General features: G+C 73.9%; 16 protein-coding genes. 3 read left to right on the top strand and 13 right to left on the bottom strand.

Annotation, left to right across the window (positions count from 1 at the left end; genetic code table 11):
- Positions 1-11: 11 nt before the first annotated feature.
- The 4 genes from ACFYXV_RS07655 to ACFYXV_RS07640 form a co-directional block, all read right to left on the bottom strand.
- Positions 12-1130 (bottom strand): hypothetical protein, encoded by a 1119-nt coding sequence (locus tag ACFYXV_RS07655; protein WP_385465676.1) that lies wholly within the window; start codon positions 1128-1130, stop codon positions 12-14.
- Between the two features lie 3 nt (positions 1131-1133).
- Positions 1134-2048 carry an SAM-dependent methyltransferase gene (locus ACFYXV_RS07650; RefSeq protein ID WP_385465673.1) on the bottom strand — a complete coding sequence of 305 codons (915 nt, stop codon included), beginning with the start codon at positions 2046-2048 and terminating at the stop codon, positions 1134-1136.
- A 189-nt stretch (positions 2049-2237) separates the two neighbouring features.
- Positions 2238-2852 (bottom strand): hydrolase, encoded by a 615-nt coding sequence (locus ACFYXV_RS07645; protein ID WP_385465670.1) that lies wholly within the window; start codon positions 2850-2852, stop codon positions 2238-2240.
- Between the two features lie 71 nt (positions 2853-2923).
- On the bottom strand, positions 2924-4114 hold the full coding sequence (locus tag ACFYXV_RS07640; RefSeq protein ID WP_389382304.1) for an MFS transporter: 1191 nt from the start codon (positions 4112-4114) through the stop codon (positions 2924-2926).
- 54 nt (positions 4115-4168) lie between these two features.
- Between ACFYXV_RS07640 and ACFYXV_RS07635 the strand changes: the two genes are divergently transcribed.
- Entirely contained in the window at positions 4169-4939 is a 771-nt protein-coding gene (locus ACFYXV_RS07635; protein WP_389382303.1) for a helix-turn-helix domain-containing protein, read from the top strand.
- Positions 4940-4961: 22 nt separating this feature from the next.
- Here ACFYXV_RS07635 and ACFYXV_RS07630 read toward each other — a convergent pair whose 3' ends face one another.
- A complete protein-coding gene (locus tag ACFYXV_RS07630) occupies positions 4962-5528 on the bottom strand; it encodes a dihydrofolate reductase family protein (protein WP_385465661.1) in 567 nt (188 codons plus the stop codon).
- Between the two features lie 18 nt (positions 5529-5546).
- Here ACFYXV_RS07630 and ACFYXV_RS07625 point away from each other — a divergent pair, with 18 nt between their 5' ends.
- Positions 5547-6611 carry an enoyl-CoA hydratase/isomerase family protein gene (locus ACFYXV_RS07625; protein ID WP_389382468.1) on the top strand — a complete coding sequence of 355 codons (1065 nt, stop codon included), beginning with the start codon at positions 5547-5549 and terminating at the stop codon, positions 6609-6611.
- Positions 6612-6625: 14 nt separating this feature from the next.
- Here the strand turns inward: ACFYXV_RS07625 and ACFYXV_RS07620 are convergent, their stop codons facing one another.
- Positions 6626-7549, bottom strand: a complete 924-nt coding sequence (locus tag ACFYXV_RS07620) for an SDR family oxidoreductase (RefSeq protein WP_385465658.1) — start codon at positions 7547-7549, stop codon at positions 6626-6628.
- A gap of 151 nt (positions 7550-7700) precedes the next feature.
- Here ACFYXV_RS07620 and ACFYXV_RS07615 point away from each other — a divergent pair, with 151 nt between their 5' ends.
- On the top strand, positions 7701-8945 hold the full coding sequence (locus tag ACFYXV_RS07615; protein WP_389382302.1) for a cytochrome P450: 1245 nt from the start codon (positions 7701-7703) through the stop codon (positions 8943-8945).
- Positions 8946-8949: 4 nt separating this feature from the next.
- On the opposite strand, the gene ACFYXV_RS07610 is transcribed toward ACFYXV_RS07615, so the two are convergent.
- The 7 genes from ACFYXV_RS07610 to ACFYXV_RS07580 all read right to left on the bottom strand — a co-directional run bounded on the left by ACFYXV_RS07610 (position 8950) and on the right by ACFYXV_RS07580 (position 18637).
- Complete coding sequence (locus ACFYXV_RS07610) at positions 8950-10050, bottom strand: alpha/beta hydrolase (RefSeq protein ID WP_389382301.1); 1101 nt, start codon at positions 10048-10050, stop codon at positions 8950-8952.
- Positions 10051-10096: 46 nt separating this feature from the next.
- Positions 10097-11704, bottom strand: a complete 1608-nt coding sequence (locus ACFYXV_RS07605; RefSeq protein ID WP_389382300.1) for a molybdopterin-dependent oxidoreductase — start codon at positions 11702-11704, stop codon at positions 10097-10099.
- Positions 11705-11830: 126 nt separating this feature from the next.
- The gene (locus ACFYXV_RS07600) at positions 11831-13018 is read right to left on the bottom strand and encodes an oxygenase MpaB family protein (protein ID WP_385465646.1); all 1188 of its coding nucleotides are present in this window, start codon (positions 13016-13018) and stop codon (positions 11831-11833) included.
- A 34-nt stretch (positions 13019-13052) separates the two neighbouring features.
- Positions 13053-14090, bottom strand: coding sequence for a polyprenyl synthetase family protein (locus tag ACFYXV_RS07595; RefSeq protein ID WP_385465643.1), 1038 nt, complete (start codon positions 14088-14090; stop codon positions 13053-13055).
- Complete coding sequence (locus tag ACFYXV_RS07590; protein ID WP_385465640.1) at positions 14083-14385, bottom strand: hypothetical protein; 303 nt, start codon at positions 14383-14385, stop codon at positions 14083-14085. Before ACFYXV_RS07590 ends, ACFYXV_RS07595 begins: the two co-directional genes overlap by 8 nt.
- Positions 14386-14611: 226 nt before the next feature.
- Entirely contained in the window at positions 14612-16927 is a 2316-nt protein-coding gene (locus ACFYXV_RS07585) for an alpha-N-acetylglucosaminidase (protein ID WP_389382298.1), read from the bottom strand.
- Positions 16928-16951: 24 nt separating this feature from the next.
- Positions 16952-18637, bottom strand: a complete 1686-nt coding sequence (locus ACFYXV_RS07580) for a ricin-type beta-trefoil lectin domain protein (RefSeq protein WP_389382297.1) — start codon at positions 18635-18637, stop codon at positions 16952-16954.
- Positions 18638-18674 lie beyond the last annotated feature (37 nt).

Here is an 18674-nt window from a genome sequence, read left to right as displayed (position 1 = left end):
GCCCGGCCGCCTCAGCGCGCCGGGGCGTCGAGCTGCTGCCACCACCAGGCGAGAGCCGGGACCGGCAGCGGCTCGGCGCTCGGGTCGCTGGGCGCATCGGTCCAGGTGATGTCGTACGAGGCCCCCTCGACCGGCAGCGCGTTGCGGTTGCGCGGACTGGCGTAGCGCGGCGCGCGGTCGTGGTACTCGGTGTCGCCCACGATCCAGTGTTCCAGCGCGGTGAGGTACCTGCCGAGCTGCTCGTCCGCACCCCGCGCCAGCTGCTCGCCCAGCCGCGCGAACAGCGTCAGCGAGCGGTCCCGCAGGGCGTACGCCGCGGGCAGCGCCTCGGCCGGCGTACAGCCGTGCTCCTCGGCCAGCACGTTGAGCAGGTTCTGCTCCAGCGGCTCGTGATGGTCGTCCTTGTTGTACGAGAACAGGTCGTTGTCGCACGCGACGATGAACCCGGCGGCTTCGGTCATGGCCTGGACGGGCGCCGAGTACAGCACGTCGGCCGGCACTTCTATGCCGGCCGCCGCCTCGCACCAGGTCAGCAGGAACCGCGTGCCGCCGATCCAGCTCCGGGTCGCCGCGAAGTCGTTCAGGCCCGGCATGGTGCCCCGCTCGGCGTGGGCGGCCTGCGAAGCGGCGCCGAGCACCCACTCCTGTATGCCCTCGGTGAACCGGCGCAGCTGGAACGGAGTGAGCACGGCCCGGGTGCGGGCCGCCAGGTCCTCCAGCGCGGCGCTGTGCGGCCCGGGCGGCAGCAGGCCGGTGCCGGGCGCCTCCAGGACGCGGATCAGGCGGGTTCCGTGGCCGACGACGGACGCGGTGGGCGTCGCGCCGGCGTCGGAGTCCTGCCAGTCGTCCGCGGCGAAGGCCCAGTAGCACCACTGGGCGAAGACCAGCATGGACTCCACGTCGCCGTGGGGGACGATCCGGCTGACGAGGTCGGCGCTGCGCGAGGCCAGTCCCCAGGCGCGCTCGGTGGCGTCCGGGTAGAGGCCGAACGCGTCGATCCAGGCGATGGACCGCTCTTCGATCTCGGCCGCCTTGGGATGGATCAGTCCCCGCTCGAACGGCCAGTAGAAGGGCGGGAGTTCCCAGCCGATGCGGGAGGGTCGGGCGTTGTCGCCGTACGCGGGGGGCATCGGTCAGCCGCCCCCGCCCAGACGGAACATCAGCAGGCGGGTCTCCAGCGCGTGGTCGCGCCAGATCCTGAACAGCTTGCCGTGCGTGATGGTGGACTCCTGGAGCCGTTCGCGCGACCAGGCGGAGGTGGTGGCCCCGGAGCTCTCGACGCGGTCCAGCTCGGCGGTGTTCCAGGCCATCGACTGCACCCAGAACTCGGCGACCCGGTCGGTGACGTCCTCGTCCTGCTCCAGTTCGAAACCGGCCGCCTCGGCGGCGGTGAGGTACTCGGTGAGGGTGCCGAGGCGTGTCTTGTAGTAGCCGTCGATGAACTCGGTCCACTCGGGCCGGCAGATGAAGTGCTCCTGGATGCCGAACCAGCCGCCCGGCTTGAGCGAGCGGGCCACGACCTGGAAGAGCCGCTCGCGGTCCATGTAGCCGGAGCTCTCGTTGGCGTACGCGGCGTCGTACTTGCGGTCGGCCGTGAAGTCGTGCACGTCGGCCAGGAGGGGGGTGACGAGGTCGGCGACGCCGGCCTGGCGGGCGAAGTCCTGGATCACGGGTATGTGCTCGCCGGCGACGGTGAGCCCGGTGACGGTCGCGCCGTGCTCCTGGGCCCAGTAGAGCGAGCCGCCGCCGACGCCGCAGCCGATGTCGAGGACGCTGGCGGGCGGGGTGGTGCAGGCTCCCCAACTGCGGGCCGCGTGCGCGACGATGGCCTCCTGGGACTCCACGATGCGGCGCTTGAGCACGCGTTGGGAGACCGTGGTGTTCGGCGTCTCGCCCGGGCCGAAGAGGCCCATGTGGAAGTGGACCCTGGGTCCGGGGCCGTACTTGTGGAGGATGTCGGCTGTCTTGCGGCTGTAGTAGAGAGGCACTTGGCTCTCATCGAACTCCTGGCCACCAGCGGGGGTCTGGATGACGAGGTTCCTGTCCATCGGTTCTCCGGTCCTGCGGTCGCGTGGGGGTGTTAATCGGCCGCCCCACTCTGCCCGTAAGCGATCGATAAAAGTCATCCATCACTCGGGTGATGAGCATAACCACAGCTGAAACGGCAACAATTCCGGCCATTTGATGTCACGTCAGGTGTTGGCCCGCCGGAATGAAACGGAATACCTGTCACGACGTCAGGCGGAATGCAGCGGGTCGGCGCCGAGGGCGGCGGTGATCTCCGCCGTCGTGCTGACCTTGCCGATGCGCGGGAAGATCTTGCCGAACGCGTGGGCGTGGGACGCGGGGTCGGTGTCGGCGGTGGCGTCCTCGGCGAAGACCAGCGAGTAGCTGTGCTCCCAGGCCGTACGGGCGGTCGACTCGACCCCGACGCTGGTGGAGATGCCGGCCAGGACGATCCGGTGGATGCCGCGGCGGCGCAGCTGGAGGTCGAGCTCGGTGCCGGTGAAGGCGCCCCAGTGCCGCTTGGTCACCACGACGTCGCCGAGGGCCGCGAGCTCGGCCGGGATCTCGGAGAACGCGGCGGGCGGAGCCGAGGCCGGGCCCGGGCGGTCCACGTCGGTGGTGGGCAGGTCGCCGCCGTCGGGCGACCAGGCGACCCTGACCAGCACCACGGGCAGCCTGCGGGCGCGGAAGGCCTCGGCGAGCCGGATGCCGTTGGCGAGGACCTCGGCGGCGGGCCGGGTGGTGGGCAGCGCCAGGATGCCCTGCTGGAGGTCGATGAGGACCAGGGCGGTGCCGTCGTCCAGGGACAGTGGCGAACGTTCGGTGCGGTCTGCTGCGGCGCTCATCCGGTCTCCCGAGGTCGGTCCGGCGTCAGGGTTCACGCCCATGTAACCCGCGGCGGCGCCGGCCCGCGCGTTCACGCGGCCGGTGCGGGCTCCGGCAGCCGCCGGGCCAGGGCCCAGGCGAGCAGCGGCAGCACGGCCAGGGGGAGCAGGGCGGCCCGTACGGACGTGGCGTCCGCGAGGGCGCCGATGAAGGGGCTCGCCAGACCGCCGGCACTGACCGTCAGGCCGAGCGTGACCCCGCCCGCCGTGCCCATGCGGGCCGGCAGGTAGTCCTGGCCCAGCGTCACCTGGAGCGAGAACGGCACGTACAGGGCGGCTGCGGCCAGCGCCGCGCACCCGTACACCAGGGGCAGCGGCAGGAACAGTACGCCCGCGACGGCGGGAGCCGCCGCCGCGTACGCCCGGCGGACGGTGGCGACGCGGCCCCGGCGCGAGGCCAGGCGGCCGCCCAGCAGGGTGCCGCCCGCGCTGCCCGCGAACAGGGCGAACAGCGCCACCGCCCCGGCGGTTCCCCCGCCGCCGCGCTCGCGCACGTACAGGGCGATGAACGTGCTCAGCCCGACGAACGCGACGGAGCGGACGACCACCACCAGCGACAGCCGCAGGAAGGCCCGCCGGTCCTCGGGCCCGGGCGCGCCGGCGGACGCGGCCGCCCGCGCCCGGGCCGCCCCGTTCCGCGCCGGCCGCGGGAGGTTCAGTACGACGCCCAGCGCGGCCGGGACGGCCAGCAGCGCCCAGCCCGGCGGCCCGGACACCGACAGGGCCCCGAAGACGAGCAGCGGTGCGCAGGCGAAGCCGATGTTGCCGCCCAGCGCGAACCAGCTCATCGCCGTGTGCCCGGGGCCGGCCGCCGAGGTGCGGACCAGCCGGGCTGCCGCCGGGTGGTAGGCGGCCACGCCCAGCCCCGACAGGGCCACGGCGGCCACGGTGGCCGGATAGCCGGCGTCCGCGCCGACGAGGGCGATGCCCAGTCCGGCGGCGGCGGTGCCCAGCGGGATCAGCCAGGGCACCGGGCGCCGGTCGGCCAGCACCCCGAACAGCGGCTGGACCACCGAGGACAGCAGGGAGGCGGCCAGCACGATCCCGGAGGCGGCGGCGTATCCGTACGCGCGCTCGGAGACGAGGAAGGGGACGAGCGCGGCGACGGCGCCCTGGTAGACGTCCACGCAGGAGTGGCCGGCCGCGTGGGCGGCGAGACGGCGGCGCCGTACGGGACGTGTCGCGGCGGCGGGCCGTCCGGAAGCGGTCTTCGACGGGTTCACCGGTCGAGGATCTCCCGCACCGCGAGCGGCCCGCTTCCGATAAATTGCCCGGTGATGCAGAAAATCCGCCACACCCCGCGGGCCGCGACCAGCATCCGCGCCCTCGACACCCACGTCGGGATCGACCCCCACCGGCACGACGACCACCAGATCGCCTACGCCGGTTCCGGAGTGCTGTCCGTCACCACCGACGCCGGCACCTGGGTGGCCCCCACCACCCGCGCCCTGTGGATCCCGGCCGGGACCGTGCACGAGCACCGCGCGTACGGGCGCACCGACCTGCACTCCGTCGGCCTTCCGACCCGGCTCAACCCGCTCGGCCTGCACACCCCCGCCGTGATCGCCGTGGGACCGCTGCTGCGCGAGTTGATCCTGGCCTACACGCGGGCCCCCGAGGGCGACGGCCCCGAAGGCGACGGCCCCGAGCGGCGCCGGATGCTCGGGGTCCTGCTCGACCAGCTGCGCGCCGCGCCCCTGCAGCCCCTGCACCTGCCCGCGCCCGCCGACCCCCGGCTGACGGCGGTGTGCGCCCTGCTGCACGCCGACCCGGCCGACTCCCGCACCCTGGCGGCCCTCGGTGCGGCCGCCGGCGCCGGGGCGAGCGAGCGGACGCTGAGCCGCCTGTTCCGCTCCGAACTCGGCATGACCTTCCCGCAGTGGCGCACCCAGCTGCGCCTGCACCGGGCACTGCGGCTGCTGGCCGTCGGCACCCCCGTCACCGCCGTCGCCCACCGCTGCGGCTGGTCCTCCGCGAGCGCCTTCATCGACGTCTTCCGGCGCGCCTTCGGCCACACCCCCGGAACCCACCCCGGCCGGCTGCCGTGAACACTCCTGCCGTGAACACTCCCTAGGGTCGCGCGTACCGCAGCTGGACCACGCCGTTGCCGAACGTGCGGGTGCCTTCCAGGCGCAGCGGTCCGGGGCCGGCGAACGGCGGGAACACCGGTGTGCCGCGGCCGATGCGCACCGGGTGCACGAGGAGCCGGTACGCGTCCACCAGGTCGTGGCGCAGGAAGGCGGCGGCGAGGTCGGCCCCGCCCACGACCAGGTCGCCGCCCGGGGCCTCCTTGAGCGCGGCGACCTCGGCCGGTACGACGTCCCGCACCAGCGTGGAGTTCCAGGCGAGGTCCTCCTGGCGCAGCGTGCGGGAGTACACGTACTTCGGCATGTCCCGCCAGATGCCCGCGAACTCCGCCTCCTCCGGGGAGGAGTCCGGATCGGCGTCGGCGGTCGGCCAGTACTCCGTCATCAGCTCGTGCGTGACCCGGCCGGTCAGGAAGCCGCCCAGCGGGCGGATCTCGTCGTTCATGAACCGGTGCAGTTCGTGGTCGACCATGTGCCAGGAGATGTCCCGGTCCGGTCCCTGCATGAAGCCGTCGAGGGACATCGACATCATGAGGATGATCTTTCGCATGCCGGACCACGCTACATACTGGCCGGTGTGAAGAGCGAAGACGGCGCAGACGACACGGTCCTGTTCACCACGGAGGGCCACACCGGGGTGATCACCCTCAACCGCCCCAGGGCGCTCAACGCCCTCACCCACCCCATGGTGCTGCGGATCACCGAGGCGCTGGCGGCCTGGGAGCACGAGCCCGCCGTCGTCCAGGTCCTCATCCGCGGCGCCGGCGAGCGCGGCCTGTGCGCCGGCGGGGACATCCGGGCCATCCACGACGACGCGAAGGCCGGCGGAAGGGCTTCCGAGGACTTCTGGCGCGACGAGTACCGGCTGAACGCGCGGATCGCCCGCTACCCGAAGCCGTACGTGGCCCTCATGGACGGGATCGTCATGGGCGGCGGAGTCGGCCTCTCCGCCCACGGCAGCGTGCGCGTCGTCACGGAACGCTCCCGCGTCGCCATGCCCGAGACCGGCATCGGCTTCGTCCCCGACGTGGGCGGTACGCACCTGCTCGCCCGGGCTCCGGGGGAGCTCGGCACCCACCTGGCCCTGACCGGGGCCGCCGTGGGCGCGGCCGACGCGCAGCTGTGCGGGCTCGCCGACCACTTCGTACCCGCCGCCCGGCTCCAGGAGCTGACCGCCGCCCTCGCCGGCGCCCCGGCGCACCGGGTGCTGCCGCAATTCGCGCAGCAGCCCGCGCCCGGTGAACTGGCCGGACGGCGCCCCTGGATCGACCGCTGCCACGCCGCCGACACCGTCGAGGAGATCGTGGAACGACTGTTCGGCGAGGGGGATCCGGCGGCCAAGGAGGCCGCCGAGACGATCCTGGCGAAGTCCCCGACCTCCCTCAAGGTCACCCTGGCCGCCCTCCGCCGGGCCCGCGGACTCGGCTCCCTGGAGCGGGTGCTGGAGGAGGAGTTCCGGGTCTCCTGCCACGCCCTGCGCTCACCCGACCTGGTGGAGGGCGTACGGGCGCAGGTCGTCGACAAGGACCGCGACCCCCGCTGGTCCCCGCCCGCGCTCGCCGAGGTCACCGACGCGGAGGTGGAGCGGTTCTTCGCACCGCTCGGCGGAGCCCGCGAGCTGCGGCTGCCCTGAACCCGGAGGACCGCTCAGCGGTAGCCGGTCACATCGGCCGGCAGGCCCCGGTCCTGGACCTCGGCCAGGTACCGCCAGGCGTCCGGCCGGCTGCCGTCGAGGTCCGTGAATCCGTACTCCCGGGCCAGCTGCGCGCTGGAGAGCGACCGGCCGTTCCAGCGCGCCACCCCGGGGTCCGCCGCGAGCGCGGCGACGCCCCGTCCGACGTACGAAGGGGTCTCGGAGATGGCGAAGTGCGGCGTCCGCTCCAGGGCGTCCCGCCAGTTCTCCTCGCTCACCCCGTGGTTGTCCAGCATCATCTCCGAGCGCAGCCAGCCGGGCGTCAGCGCCACCGCGGTCGCCCCGCGCGGCCCGAGCTCGTGCCCGAGCGCGAACGCCATGCGCAGCACCGCCGACTTGGCGAGGTCGTAGAAGAACGAGACCCGGTAGTGGGCCGCGTTGTACTCGGCCGTGCCGTCGGTCATCTCCACCACGAGCCCGCCCGGTTCCCGCAGCAGCAGCGGCAGCGCGCAATGGCTGGTGATGGCATGGGTGTCCACCGCGAGCCGCAGGATCCGCAGCCCCTTGTCCAGGTCGTGCTCCCACACGGTGGCATTCCACTCGAACAGCTTCTCGCCGCCCCAGATGTCGTTCACCAACACGTCCAGGCGCCCCTGCTCGGCGTCGATCCGCGCGACCAGTGCCTCGACCTGCTCCGGCACCAGATGGTCCGCGACCACGGCGATGCCCCGCCCGCCCGCCGCCGTGACCAGCTCCGCGGTCTCCTCGACGGTCTCCGGCCGGTCGTACTCCGAACGGCTGCCGCGCGTACTGCGCCCGCTCACGTAGACCGTCGCACCCCGCGCGCCGAGCTGGACCGCGGTGCCCCGGCCCGCGCCCCGCGTGGCCCCGGCCACCAGGGCGACCTTGCCTTCGAGAGTCCGCCGTGCGTCCGCCATGACCCGACCCTACGCCGCCACCGCCCGCCGGGCGCGCCGGCGCGGCGGCCGCCATCCGGGGACGCCCGCGGAGGGGCTTGTCCAACCCGCCCTCCAGGCCGCACTGTTGCCCGAGATCCGCCCACTCGTCCAGACGGTCAGGAGACCCGGCTTGTCACCCGACAGCGCACCCGCGCCCGCGTACGTCATCGACCCCGCGGGCGGCTGCCCGCACGCCCTCAACGCCCGGCTGCGCGGCCGGGGCGCCGTGGCGGACGTGGTCCTGCCCGGCGGGGTGCCCGCTGCGGTCGTCCTCGGACACGAAGCGCTGAAGGAGTTCCTCGCCCACCCCGACGCGGCCAAGGACGCCCGGCACTTCCCCGCCCTGCACGACGGCACCATCGCGCCCGACTGGCCGCTGCGGGTGTTCGCCAACGCCCAGGGCATGCACACCGCCGACGGCGCCGACCACCGCCGGCTGCGCTCCCTCGTCGGCAACGCCTTCACCGCCCGCCAGGTGGAACGGCTGCGGCCGCGCATCGAGGAGCTGACCACCGCGCTCCTCGACGAGCTCGCGCGGGCGGCCGCCGAGGCTCCCGACGGGGTCGTGGACCTGCGCAGCCGCTTCGCGCTGCCCCTGCCCATGAGCGTCATCTGCGAGCTGCTGGGCGTCGACCCCGAGCACCGCGGGCGGCTGCACCACCTGTCCCACACCGTGATCATCGCCACCGACACCACGCCCGCGGAGGTGGTGGCCGCCGTACGGGAGCTCGTCGAGCTGATGGGGACGATCGCCGCCGCCCGCCGCGAGAGCCCCGGCGAGGACCTGACCAGCGCGCTGATCGCGGCCCGCGAGGACGACGGCGACCGGCTCAGCGAGGCCGAACTCATCGGCACCATGCGGCTGATGCTCGTCGCCGGCCACGAGACCACCCTCAACCTGATCGGCAACGCCGTCCGTGCCCTGTGCACCCACCGCGACCAGCTCGCGCTGGTCCGGGAGGGCAAGGCCGGCTGGTCCGACGTGGTCGACGAGACCCTGCGCTGGGACGCCCCGGTCAGCTGGTTCCCGTTCCGGTACGCCGCCCGCGACCTGACCGTCGGGGGGACCGTGATCCCGCAGGGCACCCCGGTCCTCGCCGGCTACACCTCGGCCGGCCGCGACGAGGCCTTCCACGGTCCGGACGCCGACCGCTTCGACGTGACCCGCCCCGCCGCCTCCCGCCACCTCTCCTTCGGGCACGGCGCGCACTACTGCGTGGGCGCCCCGCTCGCCCGCCTGGAGGCCACCATCGCCCTGGAGCGGCTCTTCACCCGTTTCCCCGACCTCGACCTCGCGGTTCCCGAGCCCGAACTCCCGTACCTGCACAGCTTCATCGGCAACAGCGTCGAATCCCTCCCCGTCCGGCTCGGGTAGCGGATCAGCCGCGGCCGTCGCCGGGCGGGGAGAGCTCCGTGCTCAGCCAGCCCAGCGCGTCCGGGTACATCGCCGTCCAGGTCTGGAAGTTGTGGCCGCCGGAGGGGCGGATCAAGGTCTTCACCCGGACCCGGCTGCCCGCCGCGGCCCGGCTGAAGGCCTTCAGCTGCGCCGGCGGGCTGTCCTTGTCCTGCGCCGAGGTGGCCAGGAACAGCCCCACATCGGCCTTTCCGCCCCTTCCGTCCCTTCCGCTCTTCCCGGCCTGGCGGACCAGCCAGAGCGGGCTGTTGCGCTCGCGCAGCACCGGATCGGACAGCACCTCCGGGTCCCCGGCCAGCGGGTCCGGGTCCAGGGCCGCGCCCGCCCGGAACACCTTCGGGTACTGGAGCGGCAGCTTGACCGCGCAGAACGCCCCCGTCGAGACCCCCATCAGCCCCCAGCCGCCCGGCTCGGGCAGGGTGCGGAAGTTCTTCGCGACCAGGTCCGTCACGTCCTCCGCGAGCCAGCTGGCCACCTTCCGCGTCGGCGTGTTGCTGCAGTCCGTGTTCACCCCGCCGGGGTACACGTCCGGGATCACCACGATGAACGGGTGCGCCGCGCCGACCCGGACCAGCTGGTCCAGCGTCCCCGGCATCCCGCCCAGGTCGGTCCAGGTGCGGGGCGAGCCCGGATACCCGTGCAGCAGGACCAGCACCGGGAACCGGGTCTTCTCCGCGCCCGGCACCCGGTACTCGGGCGGGGTCCACACGATCACCTGCCCGGCGAGTTTCGAATGCGAGCCGCGGAAATAGGTGCTCTGCGTACCGTCCCCGCCCTGGGTGAACCTGGCCCGGCCCAGCGGCGGCCCCGTCATCGCCGAGGAGTTCTGCGCGTTCTCCGTGCCCAGCAGGTCGTTCCACGAGGAGTAGAGCCCGTAGCTGCCGTTGATCCAGGTCGCGATCACCGCGATCGAGGTCAGCTGGCACAGCGCGATCATCAGCACCCGCAGGGGCCAGCGCACCCACCCGGGCCCCGGGATCCGGTTCCACAGCAGCAGCGCGGCGAGCATCGCGAACACGGTGACGGTGATCAGGGTGGCGAGGAACGCCGTACTGGTCAGCTCCACGAGGGCCGGCTCCTGACGTGCGGGTCGGTTTCCCAGGATGTCCGCATCATGCCTTCCTCCCGAGTCCCGGCCGGACACGCACCGACACCGAGTGCCACCCGGTCGCCCCGTCGGGGACGGTACCCGCGCGCACACCCGTCTGGACGGCCCCCGTACCGTCCGTGGCCCGGACCTCCAGCGTGTGCCGCCCGGGGGCCGCCTCCCACTCCCACACCCACTGCCGCCAGGTGTCGTTGCCGTCCGACGCTCCGAGCCGGGCCTCCTGCCACGGGCCGGCGTCCACCCGTACCTCCACCCGGGCGATGCCCCGGTGCTGCGCCCACGCCACCCCCGCCACCGCCACCCGCCCCTCCACCGGCTCGGCGGACGGGCGCGGGGTGTCGATGCGGGACTGCGTCTTGACCGGGCCCCGCTGTGCCCAGGACCGGCGCACCCAGTACGCGTCGTACGCCGCGAACGTCGTCAGCCGCAGCTCGGTCAGCCACTTGCACGCCGAGACGTACCCGTACAGGCCCGGTACGACCATCCGCACGGGGAAGCCGTGCGCGAAGGGCAGCGGCTCGCCGTTCATCCCGACGGCCAGCAGCGCGTCCCGGCCGTCCATCACGGTCTCGACCGGCGTGCCGAGCGTCATGCCGTCCACCGAGCGGGCCACCAGCTGGTCCGCGGGACCGCCCTGCGAGGGCGGCCGCACCCCCGCCTCGCGCAGCAGGTCGGCCAGGCGCACGCCGAGCCAGCGGGCATTGCCCGCGTACGGGCCCCCGACCTCGTTGGACACGCAGCAGAGGGTGATGTCGTGCTCGACGAGGGGGCGGGCCAGCAGCTCGCTCAGCCCGAATTCGAGCGGGTTCGAGACGCCCTCGCCGTGGATGCGCAGCCTCCAGGTGTCCGCGTCCACCCGGGGGACGACCAGGGCGGTGTCCACGCGGTAGAAATCCGCGTTGGGGGTGATGAAGCGGGAGATCCCGGGCACCGGCAGCTGCGCGCCGGGCGGTACCGGCGGCGCGGGAACGGCCGGCTCCGGCAGGACCAGGTCCGCCCGCGAGGCCGTCGCCCCGGCCGCGCCGTACGCGCCGAGCCGCCGCCCCGCGTACCCGATGCCCGCCGAGGCCACGAGGGCCGCGCCGACCAGCCGGCCGAAGCCGCGCCGGTCCATCGACCACGCCCCGCCCGGCGGCGCGCCCACCGGACGGGGCGTGGCGAGCGCGCCGACCAGTACGTACAGCACGCCGGCCGCGGCCACTCCGCCGGCCAGCGAAGGCAGCGCGTCGTGCCAGGTCGCCTCGGGCCGGCTGAGCGCGGCCGCCGCCCCGACCAGCCCGAAACAGCCGGCGAGCGCGATTCCGGCGGGCAGGTGCCGTACGGCCAGCACTCCGGCCAGGGCGGCCACCGCGGCCAGGACGAGGATGATCCCGAGGGCCAGCAGCAGTTTGTCGGCGGTGCCGAACTCCCGGATCGCCCATTCCTTGACGCCCACCGGCGTACGGTCGACCACGGCTTCGCCGACCGCGGTGACGGGGGAGGCCTCGGGCCGGACCGCCGCCGAAACCAGCTCGGCCACGGCCAGTCCGGCGCAGGCGGAGACCAGCCCGCAGACGGCGCCGCCCAGGACGCGGCGCCGCCGTCCCGGGTCCGCCTTCACAGGGGTCGTCATGGGCAAGTCACCGTCCGCCTCACCGTCGCCGTCTGCCCGGAATGTGAGCTTCCAGTGTGACTCCGGCCAGGGCGGACCTGCGCCCGGCCGCGCCCGTTCGGCTCAGCGCGCCGGCGCCGGTTCGGCTCAGCGCGCCGGCGCCGGCGGCACCCAGCGCCCGGTGCGCGGCGCCTTCACCCCGTACTCCGCCTTCAGCTCGGTGGGGATGGCGTGGTGCATGACCCGTCCCCGGGTGAGCGCGGACAGCTCGAAGCCGGCGAGCAGCGAGCCGGCCTTGTCGAGCGCCCACTCCGCGAGCGGACCGCTGTCCTCGATGGTCTCCAGCAGCCCCAGCACCACGGGGACCGCCCTGGCCGCCGAGTCCCACGGGCTGCGCGGGACCTCCAGCCAGTCGCCGATGGTGTCGCCGACCAGGAAGCGGACCGTGGCCGGGACCATCGGGTCGAAGAGGGTGCCGGGTACCACGTCCTCGTACAGCCGCAGCAGCTGGGCATTGAGGACCACGCCCTCGGGCGAGGGCCCGAGATGGCGCTCCAGGTAGAGGTCGCAGTACGCGCGCGCCCCGGCGAGGTCCTGCGGTACGGCCGCCATGTCGCAGCCGAGCAGCGCCGCCACGACCCGCCAGGCGTAGTAGTAGGCCTCCGCGCCCTCGTCGCTCATGTGGATGCCGAGCCGGTGCATGGCGTCGAGCACCAGCAGCGAGAAGAAGGTGTGCCCGGCGATCATGTCCTCCTGGCAGATGGGCAGGCCGTCCCGCTCCACGTCCCAGTGGCCGCCGTGGCGCAGGTGGTGGCGCACCGCCGCGTGCAGCAGCCGCACCTTCTGCACGGCGGGGATGAACTTGCCGCCCTCGGCGAAGGAGTCGGTCCGCATGAGGTACGTGACGAACTGGCCGGTGTTGGCCATCCGGCGGGAGGGGTAGGCGAGCGAGTGCGTGGAGGACAGCAGCCGGGCCATCCGGGGGACGGCGTAGCTGACGGGCATCGCGGCGAAGGACAGGCCGGTGTTGATGTGGGCGGCGTTGTCCATGAAGAAGAGCCGGGCCTGTTCCATGACGTCCCAGTCGACCCAGGCCGGGGGCAGGGCCGTGGTCTCGAAGTAGCCGCGTGCGGAGGCCGGTAGCCGTTCGGGGAGCGGGTCCCCGGCGGTGGTGAAGAACCGCATCAGCGTATTGAGGTCGCCCACCTCGCCGCGGTGCATCAGTGCGGCGACGGTCTCGTCGGCGAGCGGATCGCCCTGGGCGGCCAGGGCGTCGAGGGCGGCGTCGTCGTATCGGGGGCGCGGCGGGGCGGAGGCGTTCTCGGCGGTGGTCACGTGACTCGTCCTTCTCGTGTGGGGAGGGGGCGGGTTACAGCGAGCGCTCGGCGGCGGTGCCGGCGAGCTCGCGCAGCGCGGACCGCGCCTCCGCGGGCATCGGTACGGAGTCCAGTGCGCCGACGGCCCGGGCGATGCGCTCCCGGATCATGTCCTCGACCTGCTGCCGGGCACCGCAGCGCTCCATCAACGCGCGTACGGCGGAGGCCTCTTCGGCGCTCAGGTCGGGGCGGCCGACCAGCTTCGCGAGCAGCCGCCGGCCGTCGTCGTCTGTCGCGGCGACGGTCAGGGCGAGCAGCGCGGTCGGTTTGCCGTCCCGCAGGTCGTCCGCGTTCGACTTGCCGGTCCTGGCCGGGTCGCCGAAGGTGCCGAGCAGGTCGTCGCGCAACTGGAAGGCCTCGCCGAGCGGCAGCCCGTACGCGGAGAAGGCGTCGAGCAGGGCGCGCGGGCCCCCGCCGAGGGTGGCGCCGAGGTGCAGGGGCCGCTCGACGGTGTACTTCGCCGTTTTGAAGCGGGCCACCTCCAGCGACTCCGCCACCTGAGGGACCTGCTCCGCGCGGGTGCGGAGCACCTCCAGGAACTCGCCCGCCATCGTCTCGCGCAGCAGCGCGGCCCACAGGGGGACGGTCCGGGCCAGGTAGGCGCCGGGCAGCCCGCAGGAGCTGAACACGTACCCGGCGTAGCCCATCAGCAGATCGCCGAGGACCATCGCCAGGGCGGTGGAGCGCTGTCCGGCACCCGTACCGGAGGCGAAGGCGGCGTGTGCGGTGGGCCGGCCGTGCCGCATCCGGCTGCCGTCGATGATGTCGTCGTGCGTGCACGCGGCCGCGTGCACGAGCTCCATCGCGGCCGCGGCCCGGATCACGCCCTCGCAGTCGGGCTGTCCGGCCGCCCGCCAGCCCCAGTACAGGTACGCGGCCCGCAGCCGCTTCCCGCCGGCCAGCGAGCGCCGCAGCTGCCCCGACAGCGGCGAGAGTTCGGCGTGCAGTGCGAGCAGCGCCCGCTCCTCCTCGTCGGCCAGCCGGACCAGCACCTCGTCGATGCGCTCCTTGAAGCCGGTGTGGTCATGCACGCGGGTGGCCCTCGGAGGCGACCCGCTCGGCGGCCCGGCGGGCCATCGCCTCCAGATGGTTCTCCGTCGCCGCGCCCGAGCGGCGGGTGGCCAGCTCGCCGCGCTTGCGCAGCTCGACGACCCCGTCGGTGAGCAGTTCCCGCAGGTCGGACCGGCGCAGTGCCTCCTGGGCCCGGTCTGCGGACTGCCGTAACTGGTCGAGGGCCAGATCGGCGGCTCCGGCGGCCAGCAGCGCCAGCAGCTCCAGGGTCACGGGCGGGGTGCGGTCCTCGGCGGGCGGCGTCTCCTGGGACATGCTCGGTCCACTCCTGCTGGCGTCGGGCCGCGTGACGGCGTCGGAAGGGGCGGCCGCCGGATGTTCCGACGGCCGCCCCTGGTGGTCCTTCCGGGCCAGTCAACCGAGTGCGCGTCCCGCGCGTCCCACTTCCGGCGGTTTCTCCCCCGCACGGGTACCCCGATTCCCACGGCCGGGTGAGGATCGGCGCATCGTCCGGTGGCCGTCGCCGCGGGTGGTGTAGGGCTCAGCGGGCGGCCCCCTCCCAGGACTTCAGGGCGGCCGCGATGTCCGAAGCCAGGGCGTGCGGATCCCCGCTCGGGCCGTTGGCCCCGCTCGGGTGCCGGGTGGTGCGCCGGGCCCAGTCCTCCTCGTAGGCGTGCCAGTCGATCTCCCGGGGAGCCGCGCGCCGGACCAGGGACTCCTCCAGCGTCTCGAAGTAGGCCGCCCAGCGGGGCGCGTACAACTCCCCGATCAGACCGCTCCATTCGCGGTTCGCGTAGTCGTGCAGGAAGCCGCCCTCGCTGGTGCTGCGCCGGCCCCACACGCTCAGGATCGAGCGGGCGTCGTACTCGTACCGGTCCTGCTCGGCCTCGTCCGCACCCCAGGAGCGGGCAGCCGCCAGCCAGTCGCCGAGCAGGAAGTTCGGGTCGGAGCCCGTGACGGCGTCCAACCGCCTTTCCCCGTCCGCCCATTCGGCGGTCAGCGCGCGCAGCCGGGTCAGGTCCTTCGCCTCGTACGCGGCCTTGATCTTCGGCAGCAGCACGCGCGAGTGGTTGGCCAGGGCCTGCCGGGCCGTGTCCACGAGGTCGAAGCGGTACGCGCTGGAGCCGCGCAGCTTCGGATCCACCTTGAGCAGGTGGTCCAGGGCACGGCGCACCGCGTCGGCCGGGTAGCGCATCGACTTGGGGCTCCAGTACGCCGCGCCCACCGCGCTCAGGCCCGGCCGGGCGGTGAACAGGCTGTCCTGGGACTCCGACCACAGGCCGGAGGAGGTGCTGTAGGGGCCCGTGCGCAGCTCCTCCCAGGCGGCGGCGGCCTCCTTGTCGGCGCGCCCGTAGCGGCGGCCCGCGAAATCGGCGAACCACTTGCGCTGGTCGATCGTCCCCGGCTCCCAGGCGAGATCGGTGAACAGGTCGAAGGCGGCCGGGTTGGTGCCGGTGGCCTCCGGCAGATAGGCGATGCCCTTCAGCGCGCTGTGGGACTTGGCCCGCCAGGGGCCGAACCGCTCGATCCACACCGAGGTGTTCGCGCCGATGGTGGTGTGCCCGCCGAAGTTGTAGATCGTGCCCATCGCGTACGGGACCCCGCCCCAGCGGGCCTCGCGGTCCAGCTTGTTGTACCGGTCGGACAGCCCGTCCAGGATCAGCAGCTTCGAGGTGTCCACCCCCGCGAGCAGCTCCGCCTTCGGGCTGTCCTGCCAGCCGAGCACCGCCCACATCGCGCCCGGATGCGCGGCGTGCAGCGCCTTCTGGACGGCTCCGGCGGCCGCCTTCACGTCGACGGTGCCCACCGTCCCGCCCTCGTGCAGCGGGCTCATCCGGTACATGGCGCTGTCCCCGAACACGGCGCGCTGCTCGGCGTAGTACGCGGCGGCCAGCTTCCCGAACGCCGGGGAGGTCGGGTCCAGCCAGTCGGGCCGGTCGAAGCCCGCCCAGTCGCCCTGCGCCACCGTCTTCGCGCCCGTGTTGCGGGCGGCGAACCCGGGGGGCACCGTACCGAAGTAGCCGGGCAGCACGGGGGTCATGCCGAGCCCGCGCAACTGCTCGGCGATCCGCCCGCCGACCTCGGCGCGCTCCCGCATGAGCCGCTCCGAGACCGGGCCGCCGAACCCGCTCAGGTTCTGCAGCAGCCACCAGCTCTGGTGCCCGGGTCCGGGGATCCACTCGCGCAGTTCGGCGGCGGAGTAGCCGAAGCCCTGGAGCGCCCGGTAGTAGGGGTATTCGGCGCCGGCCTGGACGAACACCTCGTTGATGCCGTGCAGGGCGAGCAGGTCGATCTGCCGCTGGTGCTGCTCGAAGGTGCGGTACGCGCCCGAATAGCCGTCGTCGGTGTCGTTGAGGGCGTAGCGGTGCGGGACGAGCGCGCTGCGGGTGACCGGCGCCGGTACGGCGGGCAGCCGCGCGGGCAGCATTCCGATGCTGTCGCCGGGCCAGCCGATGTCCGCTCCGGCCACGTGCTGGAGGTACCAGCCGACACCGGTGAGCAGGGTGGCGCCGGTGGATCCGCGCACGGTGATCGCGCCGGCCGACCCGGACACGGTGAAGCGGTCGGCCCCGGCGGCCGGGTCCGGTACGAGGGTGAACTGGTCGGCGTGGTGCGGCAGCAGCCGCTCCAGCGCCTCGCGCGCGGGCCCGGCGTCGAAGGCCCGGGGCCCCGGCGCACCGGGCGGGCCGTCCGGTGCGTGCGCGGGCGCGCGGTCTCGTACGCCGGCCGCGTCGCCCGTACCGGCGGTACCGGCGAGGGCGGGGGAACCGGCGCCGAGGAGGGCCGCCAGGGTGGCGAGGGCGACCCGGCGGCGCAGCCGCGCGCGCCGCCGGGGCCGGAGTGGGGAGTTCGTCATGCGATGAGTCACCGATCCGTGTGATCAGACGGGCAGGGACCAGGCCTGGTCGACGCGGTGGTCGCCGCAGTCGCTCAGGCGCAGTCGCTCGGCCGGGGCGTCCGGGGTGGCGGCAGCGGCGGGAGCCGTCAGGCAGAGCCCGCCGGCGTCCTCGACCAGTGCTCCGTCCCGGCGGTGCGTCCAGCGCTGTCCCGGCTCACCGGGTGCGCAGGCGGCCAGTGCGACGGCCCCGCCCTCGCCCGCCGACAGGCACTTGCCGGTCAGGCGAACGCTCTCCTGCGGCCCGAGCACCCAGCGCTGGTCGCCGGCGGCGGTGCACGGCGCGAGGACCACCGCGCCCACGCCGGTGGTGTTGACCCCGTCGGCGCACTGGGCGCCGTTGCCGGTGATCTGCCCGGTCGGCACGGCCGCGCCGCACCCCTGGCGCGGGGTGAGCCGGAAGACCGCCGTGTCGTGCGCGGCCACCTTCCCCGTGAGGGAGGTCGAGACCTCGGCGCTCCTGCCGGTCCACAGGTCCTTGGCGTCGACCGTGCAGGAGTACAGACCGATGTCGGCGAGCGGTACGGAGATGTCCCGCGCGCTGCCGGACCGGTTGAGCACGGCGACGGCGCGGTCGCCGTCGGCCAGCGGGCGGGCCAGCACCTCGAAGGTGGCGTTGGCGGAGAGCACCGCGCCCTGGCGGCCCATCGGGTCCTGGTCCAGCGCGATCAGGTCGGTGTTGCCGAGGGCCGCCAGTCCCGCCGGGGTGAGCTTGGTGACGTCGGAGGACAGGATGAACGGGGCGGCCATCATCGCCCACAGGCCCACCTGGCTGCGGCCCTCCGCCTCGGTGAGCCCGGGGGCGCCCGCGATCAGGAAGTCGGGGTCGTTCCAGTTGCCGGGGCCCGCGTACCGGCCCAGCCAGCGGTTGTAGCCGTAGTTGCCGAGCACCGAGCTCCACCGGGAGGTCGCGGGCGCGGCGGGGTTGTAGACCTTGATGTCCTTGCCCTCGCGCCACAGCTGGCCGGTCTCGCCGACCCAGCCGAGGACCTTGTGCCAGTCGGAGCCGCCCCATTCGCCCTGCTGGAAGTAGGCGGGGGCCGAGGCCGAGAGCACCATGTCCCGGCCGCTGGCGCGCAGCCCCTCGGAGACGGCGCCGTACGCGTCGCGGTACGCCTGCTCCTTCGTCTTCCCGGGCGGCACCCACAGGTTGCAGCCGTCCATCTTGACGTAGTCGACCTTCCACGACGCGAACTGCCGGGCGTCCTGGGCGTAGTGGTCGGGGCCGCCGCCGTCGGGCGAGCCGCTGCCGGGGTAGCGCTCGCAGGTGAGGGAGCCGGCGTCCTCGTAGATGCCGAACTTCAGGCCCTTGGCGTGCAGGTACTCGCCGAGCCAGGCCATGCCGCGCGGGAACTTCTGCGCGTCGACGACCAGGTTGCCGTCCGCGTCCCGGCTCTTGGTCATCCAGCAGTCGTCGACGGTCACCGTGTCGTAGCCCTTGGCCGCGAGGCCGCTGGAGACCAGCGCGTCGGCGTTCGCGACCACCTTGGCCTCGTCGATGTCGCACATGTAGTGCGCCCAGTTGTTCCAGCCCATGGGCGGGGTGAGCGCGAGCGGGGCGTCCGAGGTGGCGTACGGCTCGGCCGTCGCCACGGTGGTGGGGGCGAGGCAGAACGCGAGCAGGGCGGCGGCTGTCAGACAGGGGAGCGACGCACGCAGGCGAGGCGGCACGGAGACTCCTTGAGGTGGGGCTGCAGTGCGCTCAGTG

This window comes from Streptomyces sp. NPDC002181, assembly GCF_042890485.1.
Lineage (GTDB): Bacteria > Actinomycetota > Actinomycetes > Streptomycetales > Streptomycetaceae > Streptomyces.
Note: the sequence above shows the minus strand (reverse complement) of the source record. Positions and strands in the feature narration are given on the sequence as shown.